Below are 17,837 nucleotides of genomic sequence, written 5' to 3'. Positions count from 1 at the left end.
GCTGGCTGACGGCACCGATCAAAGTCCGGCGCGGGCCAACGCTTGATGGGTCAATGTTCTGCTCAACTGGTTGCGCGCATAACCGATGTCCTTCATCCAGCGGTCATAGCGGGCATCGCTCATGGGGTCGCCGCTGAAGACCTCCCGGTGGGGAATGTTCAGTTGATTGGCCAGGCCTTCCATTTTTCGTTGAAGCCGGTTCATTTGCGTTTGCGGGGTCGGGTTCGCCCATTCCGCCTGGGCCTTGCGCAACTCATCGAGCAGCCCCGGTTTTTCCTCGAACAGACGATCATTGATTTCGTATTGCGTCGGATGGGTTCGACGTAAATGACGTTCCCAGAACGGATTGGAATACGAGTCGATCATCCCGTCCACCAGCCCGTCTCCTTGCTCGCGGGCAATGATTGAATCGTAGGCCGCGTCGATCTTGACTTGCGTCACGCCTGAGCGCGGCTGATAGAGCATGCCCTCGGACTGCCACGGTAACTCCAGGCGCTTGCCAAGCCCCGTCTCGTAGGCCATGTGCACTTCGATTTCATCGGGCGCGGCATTTCGCCCAGGGTTGATCAGGTGCTGTTGCTCTTGGCGTTTGACCTCTTCCACGGCCACATCCGCTATCCGGTCCAGACGCGCGGCACTGCGTGCGAGCCGCGTAAGGTCGATGTCCAGCACCTTGGCGGATGTCGGCTGCGCATAGGCTTTCGATACCAATACCTTCATGCCCATGTAGTTGAACAGCTGCGCCCCGCCTTCTCGGCAGTTGTCCGGCTCCCGGGCGTGCTTGAACAGTTCTTCGCGCAGTTCGCTGTCCAGCGCAGCGGCATCGATCATTTCCCAGACTCGCTGCGTCAACTGTCTACGCGACTTGTCGGACTGGTAGTCCCGGGCGTCTCTCTGCTTGCGTATGACCTTGAACAAACCTTCGGAGCCGGGCTCTGCCAGCACATCCTGCCAGGACTCCTCGCGGTACTTTGTGAAAGACGTCGAAGGACTGAACGTTCCTTGCTCCTGAGGTAGCAATCGCCAGTGATTTATCTCGTCCGCAACGGCCGGGGAGTAGACTTGCTGGCGGCTGAAACCTACCGACTGGCGATAGTCGCCGTAACGTATCCGGTCGCCGTTGGACAGTCGGGCCGTGTCGAAACGCGCGCGACTGAGAATGAAGGCCTGATCGGATCCCGGCGTGACCTCGGGCAGGCTGCTGATCGGGCATTGGCGCATGTCCAGGGCGAATCCCCGTGAGCGATGTCTGTCTGCATTACCCACTTTGAACAGGCCCTCCGGCCAAGTCTCGATTGTGCTGTTGGCCAGGTCCAGCCGGTTCAGTCGGTACAGACGCCCGACGGCGGGCGGGCGACGCAGTGGGTTGCCGCTCAGGATCAGGGTTTGCAGGCGGGAGAGTCGACTCAATTGCTTGTTGCTGTTGGCCATGACGGTGATGTTGTTGTCTGCCAGATCCAGCGTTTCGAGCTGACGCATGCGACCCAGCGCCGGAGATATCTCGGTCAAATCGCATTGACGGGCGCTCAGTTGGCGCAAATGGGCGAAGTCATCCAGCAGACCTTTGTCTGCGACAGAAAAGCGTGTGTTGTCGAGTTTCAGCGCGGTGATCTGGTTCAGGTATTTTTTCATCCCGGGTTGCTGGCGCAGATCGTTCCACCAACGATCAAGATCGGGTTGTGAAAGGTCGGTGGACAAGTCCAGCGTATAGCCTTGTTCCGGGTGGTTGCTGCGCTCACCGAAGATGTCGCTTTTGCGTTCGAAACATTCAAGCAGTTGCTCTTCGATGTGTCTCCCGCCGTTTTGCAGGAAATCCCTCGATACTCCCGGGATCCGGTCGCCAAAGTCGTCCAGTTCGCCCGAATAACTTTCTCGCCAACTGCTCAGGGTTTGGCGCAAGGTACTGCGTTCGTTCTCCAGTTGCTCGATAGCAGGGACAATGTCCCCCTTGTTCTGGAGCGCCTGGATGAACGTTGTCACCTCTCGGTCGTTCATTTTTGGATACAGCTGTTTGATCCTTTTTTCCGGTGTTTTTTCGCCAAAGAACCACGGCCAGCCTCGCACCAGTGTCTCGGTTTCAATCGTGGGCACGGTGCGAATGGGTGGCTCGGCCAGCAAGGTTCTGCGTTCGCCGGGTGCGGCGGTGGTTTCCATGATCCACGCCTTGAGTCGGCGACCATCGGTGCCTTTGCTACCCAGTTCCACACGTTTGCCGTCGGGCAGGGCATTAAGCATCGCCTGGTAAAAATCGCTGGCGTCATGCAAGGGTCGGTTGTTGCCGTCCACTACCTCGTACTGGCCGTGTTCATTGCGAATCAGCCGCCGCACCTGCGTGGCGTCATCCGCCCCGGCGCTGCAACGCAAGGGGCCGTCATGGACGCCATCGAGGACTTCAATGCGCAGATCGGCAAAGGTATCGGTGTGAATCTTGAGGGTGTTCAGCGCCAGTCGTTCGGTGTCTGGCAGGACGCTCTCGTCGCGATAGAAACCCTCATAGGCACGTGCGGCAGAGGCTTCGAAATTCAACTCACGGGCTTGCGCCTTGATCCGCAGGGGCAGGCGGTTTTCATCGACGATACGCTGCATTTCGGCGGGTTTGGCCCCGGTCAGGAGTTTTTCTGCCAGTGTCAGTGGCATTTCAGGAAATGTCTGTTGCACCACGCGGATATCGGCCTTGTTTGATCGTTCACCCGCCTGGTACAGACGCTTGGCCACTTCTCCCTGACGGGCCTGCACTGCATCGGCCAAACGCTCACGCAGTGCCTGAGGACGTTCTGCTGGCGCGACGTCACGACCGAGCAGGGCCTTGCACTCGGCGTCATCGAGAAAATCGGCGAGGCGTTCGGGTAACTTGCCGTAGATAAGGTCTGTGTGACTGATGTTCAGGGTGTTGGCATCTGTGGCGCCGGGGTTGCCGTACTTGCGCGAATAGCCACTCAAGTCGGCCTGTTCGTACACCCTCAACGCCCGTTCACGGGGCCATCCCGGCAAGCCGGTGGTGATCGGTTCAAACCAGACGGCGTCCGAGGCGAGCGGCTGGCCGTCGCGAATAAGGGTGGCTGATCGCTGAACATCGTCATAGGCGGTGAAACGTTTGATGGTGTCGGCCAGCAGCGGTGGCGGTGGGCTGTTGTCATCATGCATCTGTCGTAATTCGTCGGTGTCGGTGCCGCTGCTGATGCGGATCTGTTCAAGCTCGGCGGGCGAGAAACGTTCGACGTCGTGTCCCAAACGCTGCATCAGGGTCTGATCCGACCAGTCCTGCGGGCTTTCGGCTTCATGCCGCCAGGCACCATGGTCGTTGTGCTCGATCTTCGGCCGGTAGGCGTTGGGGCGCGAAGGGTGTTTGATCCGGTGAGTTCTGGAGGTGGGTTGTGTCGAGGCTTTTTCGACGCTGTAGAGTTTGCCTTCCAAGGGCAAAAGGGTGTCGCGGCCCACCTGATGCAGGCCGTGCCTGTCGGGTTTCGAGGCGGCCGGCAGCGTCAGTGTTTTTTGCTCGTAAGGCGCAAGATCCGGATGCCACAGCGAAGGTTTGCCATTGGGCAGCGTTACCGGTTTCATGCCTTCCACCAGTGACGACAGTTTGAGCTTGAACGCGCTGCCGATTTCAGCGCCTGCGCCGAACGCAGCCAGTTGAATAAAGCTTGTCACCACACTGATCACATGTTCGCCCATTTCTTGCCAGAGACCTTCGGCGAGATCGACCAGGCCTTCGATGACATCAGTGGTGATTTGATAAACCGTGTACGCCATCATCAGTTCGCCAAGCCCCGGCACGAACGGCGTGGCGATCAACAAAGCGGCGTTGAAAATATCCGACACGATTTTCTTGAAGTTGTCCCACCAGGCCCAGCGTGCCTTGCTGTCTGTGTCGGCGGTGGACACGGCGAGTTCGCGGGCATCGTTGAGGATCTTGTTGAGTTTCTGTTGGTAGGCGTGGGTCCAGTAGTCCGGTGCCAGCGGCAGGTGTGCAAGTTGCAGTCGCGGGGTGGGTATGGGGTCTTTGCGCCACGGTGGCCGTTTATCGTTGTGGTCGTCAGGCTTGTGGTATCGAGTGATAAACAAGCGTTGCTCAAGCTCGGCGAAGAAGTGTCCGCGCTGTTGCTGGTCGACAAACTGGCTGAAGAATTGCCGGTAGCTCTGTTTCGTTGACGCGGTGACTTTGTCTTCGCGCAACTGACGCGACAGTTCGGCGCTGAACGCCTGTGGCGACGGGTATTCCTTGAGCGGGTGATCGGGATCGTGCGGGACATAGACAATCAGGCGATTGATCCCTCGACGGTCGCGCACGGGGTGCATCAACAAAAGGACACCGGTCAATCGCGTACCCAGCATCGACAGGTCACAGCATTGCAGCCGTCTGCCGTTGAGCATCAGCCGGGTCTGGTTGGCGGCCAGTTCGAGCAGCATCTTGTAGGCGTCGTACTCGATGTCCTGGGTGAGCAATGCCAGTTGCGCCGCAACGGCCAGTGCATCTTTCTGACTTTCGATCACTTTGTTTTTCAGCACGGCTTCGGCGACAGGCTCGCCGGGCAATAGATAGCTTTCGAGGTGTTTTTTGTATTGCGCACCGATGTCCAGTTCCCGGCACAGTGTCTGGAACTGGCTGATGCTCATTTTCTGTTTGATGGGCAGGATGTCGAAATTGCCGATCCGATCCGGTTTGCTGATGAAGTCGGAACCGGCGGCGACCTTTTCATGGCTGGCGAAATTGTGCAGTGCAGCATCCAGTAGGGACACGTTACGAGCGGTGACTCCGTCGGAAAGGTTCAGCACATACCAGGGGTTGTCCTTGGGCATGTACAGGCGCAGCCAGATCCTTTCGATGTCGGTATCGCTTTCGGTGTTGCGGGTGGTTTCGATGCCGAAGCGTTTTTTCAGCTCACCCTGGAGCAGGGGAGTGGCGAAGGTTTTCAGGTCGATTTTTTGCAGCAGGTGATCAACCTGGTTCTGTGAGCCCCATGCTTTGAGATTGGCGGCTCTGAGCTTTTCGAGGTAGGCGGTTGGCGCGCTGATGTACCACGGTTCGACGTTCAGCGGTGTCGCTGCGAGTGCCAGACCTCGGCCGACCGTGGCGGCCTTGAAGCGGTCATCGACTGCGTTGGCAATGAGTTCGTAATGCTGCCCTTTGTCCGGTATGTGAGCAGGCACGGGGGAGTCAGACATGGCCAATCATCCTTGATTGTTGTAGGAGTGATCAGCCTACCTGCGAGGGGGTAAAACAAAAGTTCAAAGATCAGCGAGCAAAGGGCGCTACGGGTGGCTAACCCGACGAAAATTCGAATTTGAAAAATACATAAGTACCACCCGCCAACGAGAAAAATCCTCACCCTGTATCAGAAATGCCTGACACGAATTGTTACTTCGCTCAAGGCTCTATTATGCCGGCCACTGCCACGCCGGGTGTCTGCATCGGATGACATTGCGAGTCGCTGCCCGGTTGCAAATACGGCGTGAGAATCGGCGCCATGCCCTTGAGCACCTGCACGGGCAGGGCCGAGGTGAATTTGAAGTTCTCCGCCGAGCGCCCCGGAACGAACGCGGTGAGGGTGCCGAAATGGTGGTCGCCGATGAAGAACACGAAGGTCGCCGTGCGGTTGATCGACTTCGAACTGAGGATGCGTCCTCCCGAGCCGATGGCCTCGATCCGGTTGTCGCCGGTTCCCGTTTTGCCACCCATGGCCAGCGGGCTGCCATCAGCCAGTTTGAAACTGCCGGAAACACGTTTTGCAGTACCGGCGTCCACCACCTGCGAAAGGGCTTCGCGCATGGCGTTGGCGACTTCGGACGGCATCACTCGTTTGCCGACGTTGGGGTCATTGACCAGCCGGGTTTCATACGGTGTGTCGGCGGCAAAATGCAGGCTGTCGATACGCAGCGTCGGCATCCGCACGCCATCGTTGAGGATGGTGCCGATCAACTCGGCCAGCGCGGCGGGACGGTCGCCGGAGCTGCCGATGGCGGTGGCCAGCGATGGCACCAGGTGATCAAACGGGTAACCGACTTTTTGCCAGCGCTGGTGAATCTCAAGAAACGCTTCGATCTCGAGCATGGTGCGGATGCGACTGTCACGGGCGCCTTTGTGTTTGCTCTTGAACAGCCAGCTGTAGACTTCCTGGCGTTCGAAATGGCTCGCTTTGACGATCTGGGTGAATGTTGCGTCCGGGTTGTTCAGCAGATAACCCATCAGCCACAGATCGAGCGGATGCACCTTGGCGATGAAGCCTTGATCCGGCAGATCGTAGCTGCCCGGGCCGTAGGAATCGTAGAGCCTGATCAGGCGATCATCGGTGAGCTTCTCGGTGACCTTGGCGCCTTTGAGGTGCGAGCGCACGAAGCTGTTGAAGTCTTCCTGGCTGGCGTTCGGCAACAGATAACGGTGCACGGCAGCCATGCGGATCGGTGTCGGACGCATGCTGTCGAGGAACGTGTCGAGGCGCGCCTGGGTGTTCTTGTTTTTGTATTTTTTCCAGAACTTGAGCAGGAACGAGGTGCCTTCGCGGTCGGCAAAACTGGCCAGGTATTCCTGGCGTCGCGGGTCGCGGTCGTCCTTGAGCAACTCGGCACTGCTGTTGGGGCCGGAATACGTGACGTAGCGCACCACGTCGCGCATCAGGCGGATGAACGGCAGGTTGATCGATTCACGCAGGGCATCACGCAGGGTTGGTATGCGGCCGTTGTCTTCCTTGCGAAAGTTGTTGAAGGTGTGCAACCCGCCGCCGGTGAAAAACGCCTCGCCGGGGCTGGCCGAGTATTTGCGATCGAGTGCGGCGCCGAGCATCTTCGACAGGTCGTGATCCTTATTCTGGATCAGATAGTCGATAACCCACTGGCTGAGGCGATCCTGATCGGGCACCTCGATTTTTTTCAGTTCCGGCACGCTCATCGCGCCGTACTTGTCGTGCAGTTCAGCGATGATTTGCAGGTACGTGGTGAGCACGCGCATTTTCGCCGTTGAGCCCAGTTCGAGTTTGCTGCCTTCGTTGATGTCGAACGGCTGGTCAGTGCTGTCGGTTTGCACCCGCACACGCGAGCCGTCCGGGGTCAGTTCGAACAGGGTGAAGCTGTAGCGCACCTGCGTGGTGCTGGTCGGCGTCAGCAGGCGTTCGCCGATCAGGCCGATTTCGCCGGCATAAGCCGGATCGGCGAGTTTCTTCAGGTAGGCGGTGGCCTGAGTTTGCAGGTCACCCTGCAGGGTACTGGTGGCCGAAAGGTCGAGGCGGTCGAGATCGTACAACGGGCGGTTGAGCATGCTCGCCAGACGACTGCGAGCAGCGCTGATGCCTTTGTTGGTTTCAATCGGCTGCAGGGTCGGCTGAGTCTGCCAGTCGCGGTAGCTGACCTTGCTGGCGAGCGCAGCATCGGCGAGGGCGCTGTCGATCACGCCGCTTTGCTTGAGCAGGCGCAAGTGGCTGTCGGTGAGGTCGGAGAGTTCTTCACGGCCCTTGGTCAGGTAATGCGACGGGCGCCGCTGGGCAATCATCAGCGAGAGCATTTCGCGCAGGGCCAGGCCTTTGTCGGCCATGGTTTTCGCATCCGTTGCCGGGCTGTTCAACTGGGCGTTGGCCTTGTTGAAATCGCTGCCGTACCAGACCCGCAAGCCTTCGGCCATGCCATGCACTTCGCCATGCCCCGGCACTGCCGACAGCGGCACGCTGTTGAGGTAATCGCGCACGATGTTCTGCCGCGCTTCCAGGGTTTGCGGGCCGGGCTGATAGGCGCGCACGCTGGCGGACATCATCTGGCGGATTTTCTCGGCGCCGGAGACGGTCAGGCCGTCAGGCGAATGCCGGTACTTCTCCAATTGCGTGGCCAACGTACTGCCGCCGGCCGATTGCCCGGGCAGGTTCAGCAACTTCGCCACTTGCGACCACGCGGCCTTGCCGAACCGTGGCCAGTCCACCGCCGGATTGGCGAGCGGTTGTTTGGGATCGAGCAGAAAGCGGTTTTCTATGAACAACAGGCTGCTGACCACTACCGGCGGAATCGTTGCGAAGCTCGCATACAGTTGCTGCGGATAGTTGTACTTGTACAGCGGCGCGGCCCGGCAATCGGTGATCGACAGCCCGGCCTGGATCTTCTCGGAATACGGTACGAACAGGCCTTTGTCGGTGTAGCTGAGCAGCGCGGGCGAAAAGCGTGTCTGCTCGGTGACAACATAATTGCGCTTGAGCAGGCGCGGCAGGAACTCATCGAGGGCGCTGTAACCCAGCCGCAGATCGAACGGCCCGTTACCCGGATAGCGAATGGCTTCACTGGGCCCGGGCTCCAGTTTGTAGGTCAGCGAGGCGGCATATTGGCTGAGCTCACGGGATTGAAAGCGCGAGGTGCGCATCTCTTTGGACGCGGCAAGCCCCACCACCACCGCGATAATCAGCAGCAACAACCAGAAAGCCTTCCACCCGTGCCGGCGGCGGCGGGTTTTTTCAGGGACAGGCGCTTGATCATCCACACGTTCAGTCGGAACCACGGCTTTACTCGAATCGGTTTGCCACAAAGCGCCCATAGTCGATTGATCCATTCACGCAGATTGATCGGACTTGTCTGAAGCTTAGACGGTGGTTGGCGGTGGTGAAAAAATTGTGAAAGGTTGGGAAGCTGAATAAATCTGAAATAAGTATCTGACTTTGGGGTCATGGGCTGTGGCGAGGAATTTATCTGTGGCGAGGGGATTTATCCCCGATGGGCTGCGAAGCAGCCCCACAACCTGACACTCGATTTATTCAGACAAACCGCAATCTCTGTGTTTGGGCCTGCTGCGCAGGCCATCGGGGATAAATCCCCTCGCCACAGATAATCCGAGCCAAGTCTGGTCTAGAGCCAGCAGGCATCCCAAAGCGGGTAGTCGCCGATTTTCTTCACCAGTCCAGCTCTTAGGGGATTGGCCACGATATAGCGGGCGAATGGCTTCAAGTCCTCGCCGTCGCGAATCGCGCGGTCGTAAAAGCCGGTTTTCCACAAAGGCCCCCGTCGTCCGGTTTTTTTGTTAACTGCGTGAGAGCAGCGTGCCTTTATCCCGCCAATCACCCCGCCCAGCGTGCCGGTTTGCAATTGCATCAACCAATGAAAATGGTCAGGCATGACAACCCAGGCAATTGACTCTGCTTGGCCTTCGTCATGAGCCTGACGAAGTTGGGCGACTAATAAACGACCTGTCTGCCAATCAGAAAATACCCGCTGCCGTGCGTGTACTACAGCGGTGATGAAGTAGGCGCGACCGACCTCCGAGCTTCGGCCAAGACGCAGACGATAGGAGTTTGGATAGGCAGACACATTCACTTCCGTGTGTTGGTTCATTGATCTCCTAAGGCTAGAGCTCGCTTATCCAAGCCGGATCTGTAACTGCTGAGTGAATTTTCCTTATCGTGTGAAGGATTGGTAAAGGTCTGTACCCGTGGCGAGGGGATTTATCCCCGATGGGCTGCGAAGCAGCCCCAAAAAAACCTCATCTCCCAAATATTCAGGCACACCGCATTCTCTGGGTTTGGGCCTGCTGCGCAGGCCATCGGGGATAAATCCCCTCGCCACAGATAATCCGAGCCAAGTCTGGTCTAGAGCCAGCAGGCATCCCAAAGCGGGTAATCGCCGATTTTCGTTACCAATCCAGCTCTTAGGGGATTGGCCACGATATAGCGGGCGAATGGCTTCAAGTCCTCGCCGTCGCGAATCGCGCGGTCGTGAAAGCCGGTTTGCCACAAAGGCCCCCGTCGTCCGGTTTTTTTGTTAACTGCGTGAGAGCAGCGTGCCTTTATCCCGCCAATCACCCCGCCCAGCGTGCCGGTTTGCAACTGCATCAACCAATGAAAGTGGTCAGGCATTACCACCCAGGCAATTGACTCCGCCTGACCTTCGTCGTGAGCCTGACGAAGTTGAGCGACTAGCAGACGGCCCGTTTGCCAATCAGAAAATATGGGCTGGCGTTCGTGTACCACCGCAGTGATGAAGTACGCGCGCCCAATTTCGGAACTTCGGCCAAGACGCAGACGATAGGAGTTTGGATAGGCAGGCACTTTCACTTCCGTGTGTTGGTTCATTGATCTCCTAAGGCTAGAGCTCGCTTATCCAAGCCGGATCTGTAACTGCTGAGTGAATTTTCCTTATCGTGTGAAGGATTGGTAAAGGTCTGTACCCGTGGCGAGGGGATTTATCCCCGATGGGCTGCGAAGCAGCCCCACAACCTGACACTCGATTTATTCAGACAAACCGCAATCTCTGTGTTTGGGCCTGCTGCGCAGGCCATCGGGGATAAATCCCCTCGCCACAGATAATCCGAGCCAAGTCTGGTCTAGAGCCAGCAGGCATCCCAAAGTGGGTAGTCGCCGATTTTCTTCACCAGTCCAGCTCTCAGAGGATTGGCGACGATATAGCGAGCGAACGGCTTCAAGTCCTCGCCGTCGCGAATCGCGCGGTCGTAAAAGCCGGTTTGCCACAAAGGCCCCCGTCGTCCGGTTTTTTTGTTAACTGCGTGAGAGCAGCGTGCCTTTATCCCGCCAATCACCCCGCCCAGCGTGCCGGTTTGCAACTGCATCAACCAATGAAAGTGGTCAGGCATTACCACCCAGGCAATTGACTCCGCCTGACCTTCGTCGTGAGCCTGACGAAGTTGAGCGACTAGCAGACGGCCCGTTTGCCAATCAGAAAATATGGGCTGGCGTTCGTGTACCACCGCAGTGATGAAGTACGCGCGCCCAATTTCGGAACTTCGGCCAAGACGCAGACGGTGAGAGTTTGGATAGGCAGACACATTCACTTCCGTGTGTTGGTTCATTGATCACCTAAGGCTAGAGCTCGCTTATCCAAGCCGGATCTGTAACTGCTGAGTGAATTTTCCTTATCGTGTGAAGGATTGGTAAAGGTCTGTACCCGTGGCGAGGGGATTTATCCCCGATGGGCTGCGAAGCAGCCCCAAAACCTCAGGTTTCATATATTCAGGCACACCGCATTCTCTGGATTTGGGCCTGCTGCGCAGGCCATCGGGGATAAATCCCCTCGCCACACAGGGACCCCGGACAGATCCGCGGGGTAGAGCCATTGCCAGAGCAATACCACCAAACCCCAGGGCATGACGATGCACCAATGCTGTGCAATACTCGGCGCCTTTTTCTGTGGCGAGTATTCCTACGTAAACCAGCTAATGCCTCTCCGAAAACCCCACTTTTACCGAGAGTTGTCGCTGAATGTTGTGGTTTATAGAGTGAAAACGCCTGCAGAAGGCTTTTTATACTGCACGCCCCGCTGATCTTGAAGGTTTGTCCTGCAAGACGCGTCTGCCCACGAAGCAGGCGCGGTTTCCTGCCAGCCAAGGCCTATCGGCCGACGCTTCGATACTCGGTGGTCATATCCAATAACAAGACGAGGTTGTATCCCTATGCCAGTTGGCAATCACCTGCCTCACGGCGAAACCGCTCAGGGCGGTCCGCTCAAACGCGAACTCGGCGAACGGCATATTCGCCTGATGGCACTCGGTGCCTGTATCGGCGTCGGTCTGTTTTTAGGTTCGGCCAAGGCCATCGAAATGGCTGGCCCGGCGATCATGCTCTCCTACATTCTTGGCGGGCTGGCGATCCTGGTGATCATGCGCGCCCTCGGCGAGATGGCCGTGCATAACCCGGTGGCCGGTTCGTTCAGTCGCTATGCACAAGACTACCTCGGCCCATTGGCGGGCTTTCTCACCGGCTGGAACTATTGGTTCCTGTGGCTGGTGACCTGCGTGGCGGAAATCACCGCCGTGGCCGTGTACATGGGCGTCTGGTTCCCCGACGTACCACGCTGGATCTGGGCGCTCGCGGCGCTGGTCAGCATGGGCTCGATCAACCTGATCGCAGTGAAAGCCTTCGGTGAGTTCGAATTCTGGTTCGCCCTGATCAAGATCGTCACCATCATTGCCATGGTGATTGGTGGCGTCGGCATTATCGCTTTCGGTTTCGGCAACGATGGCGTGGCACTGGGGATTTCCAACCTGTGGGCCCACGGCGGGTTCATGCCCAACGGCATTCAGGGCGTGTTGATGTCCCTGCAAATGGTCATGTTCGCCTACCTCGGCGTCGAAATGATCGGCCTGACCGCCGGTGAGGCGAAGAACCCGCAGAAGACCATCCCCAACGCGATCGGCTCGGTGTTCTGGCGGATTCTGCTGTTTTACGTCGGCGCCTTGTTCGTGATTCTGTCGATCTACCCGTGGAATGAAATCGGCACCCAGGGCAGTCCGTTTGTGATGACCTTCGAACGTCTGGGCATCAAGACGGCCGCCGGCATCATCAACTTCGTGGTGATCACCGCTGCATTGTCGTCCTGCAACGGCGGCATTTTCAGCACCGGGCGCATGCTCTACAGCCTGGCGCAAAATGGTCAGGCCCCGGCCGGTTTCGCCAAGACGTCGAACAACGGTGTGCCGCGTCGTGCGCTGCTGCTGTCGATTTTTGCGCTGCTGCTGGGTGTGCTGCTCAACTATCTGGTGCCGGAAAAAGTCTTCGTCTGGGTAACCTCGATCGCCACCTTCGGCGCGATCTGGACCTGGGTGATGATCCTGCTGGCGCAACTGAAATTCCGCAAAGGCCTGAGTGCCAGCGAACGTGCCGGCCTCAAATACAAGATGTGGCTGTACCCGGTCAGTTCGTACTTTGCCCTGGCTTTCCTGGTGCTGGTGGTCGGCCTGATGGCGTACTTCCCGGACACGCGCATTGCCCTGTACGTGGGCCCTGTGTTCCTGGTGCTGCTGACCGTGTTGTTCTACGTGTTCAAGCTGCAACCGACCAACGCGGCGCAAGGCGCGGTGCGTTCGGTTTCGTAGTTTGCAGAGGCTGAAACAGCAAAGCCCCGGTCGAGAGATCGGGGCTTTTTTGTGGGTGATACCCGGTCGCGGGGCGGGTAAAGCAGGCGCGACCGTTGGTCGGAATCAACCGCCTACCTGTAATTTCTGACAGTAGACCGGCCCATCCCCTTGGCCTAGCTTGAAAGCCCGGCAAGTGGCAACGGCAAGGAACGGGCATGAAAGGATTTTCCGCAACGAGCGTGATCGGCGTGGCCGATGCACTTATCCACTGGCAAATATTCTTCGTGCTCCGCACTGCGGTTGGCCTTGATCAGGCGGCCAGCAATTTTGCGGCGTTCTGTGTGGCCGCGGCATTCTCGTTTTACGTGAATGCGCTTTATACGTTCGAGCGAGAAACGTCGGTGTTCGTCTACCTGATGTTTATTGGCCTGATGGGGGCCGTGAGTTTCGGCGTGGGCGTGATTGCTGATGCCCGTAATCTTCCCGGGCTAGTGACCGTGGCTTCGTTTTCGTTGCTGAATATCTTGTTCGGGTACTGCTTTTTCCGTTTTGTATTGTTTCGTGAGCGTCAGACATGAACGTATCACTGACGGATTACCCCCTGACGTCCGAGTCTTGCGTGACTTCACTGCCCTTCGTAGTCGATCTGGACGGAACCCTCCTCAAGTCCGATTTGCTGTTCGAATGCGCAATGGCCTTTATCCGCAGTAAGCCGTCGCAATGTCTGAAACCTTTGGCCTGGCTCAGTCATGGCAAGGCGTATTTGAAAGAGCAATTGGCGCAATCGACGGAAATCGATGTCGCCACGCTGCCCTACGATCCCGACGTACTCTGGATGATTGAGGCGCAACGCAAAAGCGGCCGGAAAATAGTCTTGGCCACGGCCAGCCATTATTCATTGGCAGTACGCATTGCTGAACACCTGAAGGTGTTCGATGAGGTGTTGGGGACCACCCTTGAGCGCAACCTGTCGGGAATGCACAAACGTGATGTGCTGGTCACGCTGTACGGTGAAGGAGGGTTCGACTACGTCGGTAATTCGTTTGACGATCTGCCGATATGGCGCTCGGCCAGGCAAGCCTATGTGGTCAATCCGTTAGCGGGTGTCGAGCATGCCACTCGGCACTTGGGCAACGTTGTCCAGGTGATTCGCTCTGACACGACCAGCTTCAGAAGTTGGTACAAAGCCTTGCGCATTCATCAATGGGTGAAGAACGCGCTCATTTTTGTCCCTCTGCTCGCCGCCCATCAACTGGCCAACCCGCTGCCGCTGTGGCACGGCGTGCTGGCTTTCGTATTTTTCGGGTTGTGTGCATCGGGTGTGTACATCCTGAATGACCTGCTCGATCTTGCCGATGATCGCAAGCATCCGACCAAGCGCCATCGACCGTTCGCCAGTGGATCGTTGTCGATCAAGTCCGGATTGATGGTTTTTCCTTTGCTGTTGCTGGTGTCCTTTACTGGCGCCTGGTTTTGCCTGCCTCGGGCATTCGTCGCGGTGCTCGCCTGTTACTACGCACTGACGCTGGTTTATTCACTGGTGTTGAAGCGACTGATGGCGCTCGACGTGATTGCCCTGGCCCTGCTTTACACCCTGCGCATCATTGCCGGTGGCGCCGCTTTTGAGCTCGAATTGACGGGCTGGATGCTGGCCTTCTCCATGTTCATGTTTTTGAGTCTGGCGCTGGTCAAGCGTTATGCCGAACTGTTGCTGGCGCTGCACAGCGGGATCACCGGGAAAACCGGTGGCCGCGATTACTTTCCCGCCGATCTGGCGATGCTCTCTTCATTGGGTGCAGCGTCCGGTTATCTCGCCGTCATGGTGCTGGCGCTTTACATCCATGACAGCGCGACCACTGCGCTCTATGCACATCCTCGATGGATCTGGCTGGCATGCCCCGTATTGTTGCTCTGGATCACCCGGATCTGGCTACTCACCCATCGCGGCCGAATGAATGACGACCCGGTGGTGTTCGCATTGCGCGATCGTTTGAGTCTGGCGATGGGCGCGGTGTTTACGCTGATTTTCTGGGTGGCGGCATGAAGCCGGCACTGACCTCTTGGGGAGCCTACCCCGATGCACCGCAAACCGGCCATCCCTGCCACTGGCAAACTGACGTGGAGCTGCAGTGGCAGCAGTTGATCGAGGCCCACGGCAGCACGTTGCCGTTCGGCAATGGCCGCAGCTATGGCGACAGCTGTCTGGCCGTCAGTGATCATGTGTTGCAGTTACGTCCCTTGAGTCGCTTCATCGAAGCTGACTGGGAGAACGGTGAGATCTGCGCCGAGGCCGGGGTGACCCTGGGCGAGATTCTGCAACTGGCCATCCCGCACGGCTGGTTTTTGCAAGTTACGCCCGGGACGCGGCATGTGACGCTGGGCGGAGCGGTGGCCAATGATGTGCACGGCAAAAACCATCACCGGTGCGGGACGTTTGCTCATTCGGTGGTGAGTTTCGGTCTGCACCGGTCCCAGCAATCGCCCATGGTCTGTTCGCCAACGGAGAATCCCCAATGGTACGCCGCCACAATCGGTGGACTGGGCCTGACCGGCGTCATCACTTGGGTGAACCTTCGCTTGCGCAAGGTCCAGACCAGCCTGATCGACACCACGCGGGTGCGCTTTGACGGGCTGGATGACTTTTTTGCCCTGTCGGCCGAAATGGATGCCCGGCACGAATACAGCGTTGCATGGATCGACTGTCTGGCCAGTGGCAGTGCGCAAGGGCGCGGTGTCTTTACCGCCGGGGATCATTGCGAAACGGGTGCGCTTCAGGCCGCAGTGCCGCGTTCGCTGCACATGCCGATCCGGCCTCCGGTGTCGCTGATCAATCCGCTCACTTTGAAACTGTTCAACCGTCAATACTGGAACCGGCAACCGACAACCCGACAATTTCGGACGGTCGCCTACAGCCCGTTTTTCTATCCATTGGATCGAATCGAGCACTGGAACCATATATACGGACGCAAAGGCTTCCAGCAGTTTCAGTGTGTTTTGCCGAGCGCGGTGGCGCAGGCGGCATTGGCCGAACTGCTCAAGTCCATCGCCCGCAGCGGTGCCGGCTCCTTTCTCGCGGTGCTCAAACGTTGTGGCGATATGGCTTCCCCCGGGCTGCTGTCCTTTCCAATGCCGGGCATCTCACTGGCACTGGATTTCCCCCAGAACAGTGCCCTGACAAAAAAACTTCTGCCGCGTCTCGACGCCATCGTCCGCGAAGCGCATGGCCGTTTGTACCCGGCCAAGGACGCACATATGAGCGGCAGCGATTTTCGCCAGGCCTATCCCGCCTGGGAGCAAGTGGAAGCAATGCGCGACCCGGCCCTGATTTCCCGTTTCTGGCAGCGAGTCATCCGATGAAAAAAATACTCATTGTGGGCGCTACATCGGCCATCGCCAGTGCGTGCGCACGACTTTGGGCGGCTGAACGGAGCGAGTTTTTTCTCGTCGCCAGGGATGGGCAAAAGCTGCAGCAAACCTGCGCTGACCTGCAAGCCCGAGGTGCTAGAGCGGTAACTCCCTATGAGATGGATGTCAGCGATACCGCCGGGCACGCCGTCATGTTCGAGCGCTGTATGGCGGCGTTGCAGACGGTGGATATCTGTCTGATTGCCTATGGCTCCTTGCCGAATCAACGCGAGTGCGAACAAAGCGTTGAGGTAGCCTTAAGGGAGTTCGCCAACAACGGCAGTTCGGTGATAGCCCTGTTGACGCTGTTGGCTAACCGCATGGCCGCTCAGCATCGCGGCACTCTGGCGGTGATTTCCTCGGTGGCCGGGGATCGCGGACGTCCTTCCAACTATCTGTACGGCGCAGCCAAAGCCGCAGTTACCGCATTTTGCGAAGGCTTGCGCGCGCGCTTGTTCAAATCGGGTGTGCATGTGATCACCATCAAACCCGGTTTTGTCGATACACCGATGACCCGTGGGCTGGCGCTACCGGCGTTGCTGGTGGCGCAACCGGATAGCGTCGCGCAACGCATCGTCGCGGGTATCGAGCGCAAGGCGGCGGTACTTTATGTGCCCGGATTCTGGGCGTGGATCATGGGGTTGATTCGGGCCATACCGCAGCCGATTTTCAAGAGGCTGAATCTATGAGCCAGGCGCTGATGCTCTCCGGGTGGCGCTATCGGGTTCTGATCGGTTCGGTGGTCTGTTCCGCCCTTGCATATCTGGCCGTTTCCCTGTGGGGCGGGTGGCCGGCCGTGAACGCGGCCCTCAGTCGGGTGGGCTGGGGGGAGGGAGGGCAAATCGTCGGTCTGGTGCTACTCGGTTACGGTCTGCGTTTTTTGCGCTGGCAGGTCTACCTCAATGCCTTGCGCCATCCGCTGCCCTGGTGGCCAAGTCTGAAAATCTACTTGGCAGGATTCGCCTTGACCACCACCCCCGGCAAGGCAGGCGAGGCGTTGCGCGGAGTTTTGCTCAAGCGTTGGGATGTGCCGTATCCACACAGTTTTGCCGCACTGTTCAGTGAACGCCTGTCGGACTTGATGGCAATGGTGGCATTGGCCCTGTTCGGATTGAGCGCGCATCCCGAATGGTTTTCGATGATTTTTGCCTGTCTGGTGCTGTTGGTGTGCGGCGTATTGCTGGTATCCCGACCAGCACTTGTCGGTGCTCTTGATCGACGGGTCGATCAAAGGAACGGTTGGTTTCCCCGTTTGTTGCGTCATGTCGTTCAAGTGTTGCATCAGTCCCATAGTTGCCACACCCCACGCCGCCAGATTGGCGCGACGCTTTTGAGTGTTCTGGCCTGGGGGCTGGAAGCGCTGGCGTTTTACTGGATTCTCAATGCCATGGGTGCGGATGTGCCTCTGACGTCCGCGATGTTCATTTATGCCGTTGCCATGTTGGCCGGTGCCTTGAGTTTTATGCCTGGCGGGTTGGGCAGTGCCGAAGCGGTGATGGTGGCGTTGCTGGTATCGGGCGGCGTGGCATTGCCTGATGCGATTGCTGCGACGGTTTTGTTGCGGTTGGTGACGTTGTGGCTGGCGGTGGGGTTGGGGGCTGTAGCGTTGTCGAAAATCAAGGTCGATATATAAAAGAGTGATCCAGTTGCGTGACTATCT

Annotated in this window: 11 protein-coding genes; 6 read left to right on the top strand and 5 right to left on the bottom strand. The window is 58.1% G+C overall.

Annotated elements, in window-relative coordinates; translation table 11 throughout:
• Positions 1–18 precede the first annotated feature (18 nt).
• The 5 genes from ACA069_RS22895 to ACA069_RS22875 all read right to left on the bottom strand — a co-directional run bounded on the left by ACA069_RS22895 (position 19) and on the right by ACA069_RS22875 (position 10,744).
• A complete protein-coding gene (locus ACA069_RS22895; protein WP_497615282.1) occupies positions 19–5,166 on the bottom strand; it encodes an NEL-type E3 ubiquitin ligase domain-containing protein in 5,148 nt (1,715 codons plus the stop codon).
• 202 nt (positions 5,167–5,368) lie between these two features.
• On the bottom strand, positions 5,369–8,506 hold the full coding sequence (locus ACA069_RS22890) for a transglycosylase domain-containing protein (RefSeq protein WP_497615281.1): 3,138 nt from the start codon (positions 8,504–8,506) through the stop codon (positions 5,369–5,371).
• A gap of 308 nt (positions 8,507–8,814) precedes the next feature.
• Positions 8,815–9,273 carry an REP-associated tyrosine transposase gene (locus ACA069_RS22885; protein ID WP_497618291.1) on the bottom strand — a complete coding sequence of 153 codons (459 nt, stop codon included), beginning with the start codon at positions 9,271–9,273 and terminating at the stop codon, positions 8,815–8,817.
• A gap of 278 nt (positions 9,274–9,551) precedes the next feature.
• Positions 9,552–10,010 (bottom strand): REP-associated tyrosine transposase, encoded by a 459-nt coding sequence (locus ACA069_RS22880; RefSeq protein WP_497618289.1) that lies wholly within the window; start codon positions 10,008–10,010, stop codon positions 9,552–9,554.
• A 275-nt stretch (positions 10,011–10,285) separates the two neighbouring features.
• Positions 10,286–10,744 carry an REP-associated tyrosine transposase gene (locus ACA069_RS22875; protein ID WP_497618287.1) on the bottom strand — a complete coding sequence of 153 codons (459 nt, stop codon included), beginning with the start codon at positions 10,742–10,744 and terminating at the stop codon, positions 10,286–10,288.
• 624 nt (positions 10,745–11,368) lie between these two features.
• Between ACA069_RS22875 and ACA069_RS22870 the strand changes: the two genes are divergently transcribed.
• From ACA069_RS22870 to ACA069_RS22845, 6 genes are all read left to right on the top strand, one after another.
• On the top strand, positions 11,369–12,790 hold the full coding sequence (locus ACA069_RS22870) for an amino acid permease (RefSeq protein ID WP_401266415.1): 1,422 nt from the start codon (positions 11,369–11,371) through the stop codon (positions 12,788–12,790).
• 197 nt (positions 12,791–12,987) lie between these two features.
• Positions 12,988–13,350 carry a GtrA family protein gene (locus ACA069_RS22865; protein ID WP_187680211.1) on the top strand — a complete coding sequence of 121 codons (363 nt, stop codon included), beginning with the start codon at positions 12,988–12,990 and terminating at the stop codon, positions 13,348–13,350.
• Positions 13,347–14,816, top strand: a complete 1,470-nt coding sequence (locus ACA069_RS22860; RefSeq protein WP_497615280.1) for a UbiA family prenyltransferase — start codon at positions 13,347–13,349, stop codon at positions 14,814–14,816. Before ACA069_RS22865 ends, ACA069_RS22860 begins: the two co-directional genes overlap by 4 nt.
• The gene (locus ACA069_RS22855) at positions 14,813–16,129 is read left to right on the top strand and encodes an FAD-binding protein (RefSeq protein WP_401266421.1); all 1,317 of its coding nucleotides are present in this window, start codon (positions 14,813–14,815) and stop codon (positions 16,127–16,129) included. Before ACA069_RS22860 ends, ACA069_RS22855 begins: the two co-directional genes overlap by 4 nt.
• The gene (locus ACA069_RS22850) at positions 16,126–16,866 is read left to right on the top strand and encodes an SDR family oxidoreductase (RefSeq protein WP_497615279.1); all 741 of its coding nucleotides are present in this window, start codon (positions 16,126–16,128) and stop codon (positions 16,864–16,866) included. Before ACA069_RS22855 ends, ACA069_RS22850 begins: the two co-directional genes overlap by 4 nt.
• The gene (locus ACA069_RS22845) at positions 16,863–17,810 is read left to right on the top strand and encodes a lysylphosphatidylglycerol synthase transmembrane domain-containing protein (protein ID WP_497615278.1); all 948 of its coding nucleotides are present in this window, start codon (positions 16,863–16,865) and stop codon (positions 17,808–17,810) included. The genes ACA069_RS22850 and ACA069_RS22845 overlap by 4 nt, the downstream gene beginning before the upstream one ends.
• Positions 17,811–17,837 lie beyond the last annotated feature (27 nt).

The sequence above is a fragment of the Pseudomonas sp. LBUM1652 genome (assembly GCF_059716105.1).
This window is presented reverse-complemented; position numbering and strand designations above follow the sequence as displayed.